2 protein-coding genes are annotated in these 2,799 nt (G+C 39.3%); both read right to left on the reverse strand.

The window, feature by feature from the left end; all coding sequences use genetic code 11:
- On the reverse strand, positions 1-1,969 hold a 1,969-nt coding region (locus tag M23134_RS37005), incomplete at its 3' end, for a tetratricopeptide repeat protein (RefSeq protein ID WP_198145144.1).
- A gap of 410 nt (positions 1,970-2,379) precedes the next feature.
- On the reverse strand, positions 2,380-2,799 hold a 420-nt coding region (locus M23134_RS37010), incomplete at its 5' end, for a hypothetical protein (RefSeq protein WP_232296866.1).

Below are 2,799 nucleotides of genomic sequence, written 5' to 3' on the forward strand. Positions count from 1 at the left end.
CATTGAGCAGGTTGTTGCCTGTCATCGACATGAGGGCACCTGGCACCCCATGTCCGGTACAATCTACAGCAGCAAATACCAGTTTGTCATGGGTCACCTCTTGTGGTGTGGCTTCGTGAGTGGTTGACTTTATGTTAGAAAACCAGTAAAAATCGCCACTGACAATATCACGTGGTTTGAACAGTACAAAAGATTGGGGCAAATAGGTCTGAATTCGGTTTAAAGAAGGCAGCATAGCTTCTTGAATGCGTTGAGCATATACAATGCTTGAGGTGATATCTTGGTTGATATTTTCTATTTCCACATTTTTAGTTTCCAACAAATCACGTTGCGCGGCAATTTCTTCGTTTACCTGAAACAATTCAGTATTCTTTTCTTCTATTTCGTTTTTTTGTTTTGATAATTGCTTGTTTGCTCTTCTGGTAATGATTAAGCCAATAAGAATAAGTACCAATACTAAAAAACCTAAAGCAGTAATACCCATAAAATACTTTCGCATTTTGCTTTGTTGAGCTATTTGGCGATTTTTTTTCTGTAAATCCAACTCCCTTATCTTTTTGTCCTTTTCCAAAATCTGGATTTGCTTCTGCTTTTCCTTTTCAGCCAATGCCTGAAGTTTCAAGTCTTGTTCTTTTTGTTGTTTGTCTGCCTGTAGTTGTACAATCTCCTTGTCTTTTTGAGCCGCTGTCGCCTTTTGCCTTACCAGTTGTAGTTTTTGTAAGGCCTGTTGTTTGGCAAGTGCCTCTTGCCTTAGTTGAGCATCCTGTATCTTCTTTTCTTTTTCCAGTAGCTCAAACTCTTTATTCTTTTTCTCTATTTCCAACTGTTGCTGTTTTAAGGCAAGGTCTTTTATTTCTTCTCCTGCCATAATGAGCTTTATTTGTTTTTCTGCCCTTTCTACCACAAACTTTTGCTGAGCTAAGTCTTGTTTTTTAAGGCTTTCTTCCAGCACCAACGAATCTTTGATAGACAAATGTTTACGAAAGCTGTTCAGGGCTTTTTCATAATCATCCCTTTTTTGGTGAATCAATGACGAGGTTTTGTATACCGCCTGCAAAATATCCCGATCATTGAGCAATTGTGCTATTTCTATAGACTGTTCATTGTATTGTAAAGCATTGTAGTAGTCTTTTTGGTAGTAATACACCAGTGCCAGCAAGTCGTATAATTGGGCTTTTTCGGCATTTTTCCCCGCTTTTTCGGCAACTTTGATTGCCTGGAGCAATTTATCTATAGACTCATTGTACCTGCCTTGGTTTTGGTAAGTAATGGCAATGTTTACCTGAGTAGGCAACTGCTCGGTGGCAGGGGTTCCCAACACCCGTTGTGCCTCCAGTGATTGTTTAAAATATTTCAGTGCGTTGGGGTAGTCATTAAGGTATTTATAAGCAAACCCTATATTGTTGAGAGTAGCTATTTCGGCAGTTTTGTTTGGTTGTTGTTGTACCAGAGTCAAAATTTTCTTGTTGTATTCCAGTACCTGCGGGTATTGTTTGAGCCTTTGATGACAAACCACCATTTGACGGTAAGCCTGCATCATTTGTTGGGGTTGTTTGCGTTGTTGGTACCATTTTACTTGTGCCGAAAAATAGTTCAGCGCCTTGGTATAGCGGGTAAGTTGTTGGTAAGTGCCTCCAATCAAACCTAGCAATACTGGTTTGTATTGATCATTCTTTTGCACTGTATTGAGCGAGTCGGCACGTAGAAAATATTTAAGTGCTTTCTGATGCAAACGTCCCGATTGGTATACCTTGCCTATTTCTATATAAATGTTTGAAAGCAGTTGGGGGTTGCGAGTATTTTCTACAATGTTGACTGCTTTGAGATAATGTCTGAGTGACTGTATAAGTTTTTGCTTTTGGGCGTCTTGGCGGGCAAGTGTTAGCAAACTGTCTGTAGTAGACTGTGCCTGTAAAGTAGAGTGCATCTGTCCCCACAATAAACACAATAATAATATAATATATCTCAAACAGTTTATCATTAATTCTTTTTTCAAGTGCTCAAACGGTAAAACTTCGTGGTGATACACTGAAAGTTATGTACTTACACTTTAGGGAGCATACAAAAAATAAGCTACCCATTTCAGGCGTTTTTTTTGTCCAAATACTTCGTTGCATCTTGCGGCCGTAGCGCTGCTATGCCCTTAAAATGCGCCTGGTCTTTGATCAAAACCATTCACCAAAACTTGGGAGACTATTTATTGCAAACTCCCTTATGATTTTGCTAAGGCGTTGTTATTGCAAAACCTATGATCTTTACTTGGCACATTAGACTAATTGACTAGTCAAAATATATGCCTATTCCACATACTATACTATGATTTTTGTTTGTTTGTCTCATTCTATTTGCTTTATGACAGCGCCCAAAACATGTGTATAATTACCCCCCCTGTTGTGCCAAAAACCTCTGCGACTTGTTATATAAGTCGATAGCCTTTCTTCTTACAACTTCTAATTCCTGAATAGCTTCATCATAAGTATAGTCTTCTGTATCGGGCATTGCGAGCAGGCGAATGGCCGTTTTCAGTTCCTCACTTACCTTGTTTTGTAGCAGTCGAGCGCGTTCGATGGCTTGTTGACAAGTAGTTTGAAGGTACGTCAAGTGTTTTTGTTCCTCTTCTTGGTTTATAAAGTCTTTTTTTATTTGTAGATGTACCCAATCAATTTGCTGGTGTGCTTGGTCAAGTGCCGGTATGAGTTGTTCAAATGTTACTCCACCAATAGGGGGTACATTCAACTCATCAATCAGGGCACGGTGCTTACTTGTAATCATAGGATGTGCAGCAGTTCCTGTACTGTG

This window comes from Microscilla marina ATCC 23134 (assembly GCF_000169175.1).
GTDB classification, from domain to species: Bacteria; Bacteroidota; Bacteroidia; order Cytophagales; family Microscillaceae; genus Microscilla; species Microscilla marina.